We start from the raw sequence: 443 nt of genomic DNA, 5'->3' as shown, positions 1-443 counted from the left end.
CCGTTAATCCAGCCGCCGATTATGAAGGCGCTGACCACGGAGACGGAGCGGAAAATCCGCATGGTGCAGCTGCGCACGGTGAGTAAGCGGGAAAAAATCCTGTTCCCGGTGGTGCTGTTACTACTGGTGGCGCTGCTGCTGCCGGACGCCGCGCCGCTGCTGGGGATGTTCTGCTTTGGCAACCTGATGCGTGAAAGCGGCGTGGTGGAGCGTCTGAGCGACACGGTACAGAACGGGCTGATTAACATCGTCACCATCTTCCTCGGGCTGTCGGTGGGGGCCAAGCTGGTGGCGGACAAGTTCCTGCAGCCGCAGACGCTGGGCATTCTGCTGCTGGGGGTGATTGCCTTTGGTATTGGGACGGCGGCCGGGGTGCTGATGGCGAAGCTGCTGAACCTGTGCAGTAAGAACAAAATCAACCCGCTTATCGGTTCGGCGGGGGT

Annotated in this window: 1 protein-coding gene; it reads left to right on the top strand. The window is 60.9% G+C overall.

Annotated features, from left to right (window positions below):
• On the top strand, positions 1 to 443 hold a 443-nt coding region (locus NBA72_RS24195; protein WP_439005041.1), incomplete at both ends, for a sodium ion-translocating decarboxylase subunit beta.

This window comes from Salmonella sp. NW1250, from assembly GCF_051812965.1.
GTDB classification, from domain to species: Bacteria; Pseudomonadota; Gammaproteobacteria; order Enterobacterales; family Enterobacteriaceae; genus Salmonella; species Salmonella enterica.
This window is presented reverse-complemented; position numbering and strand designations above follow the sequence as displayed.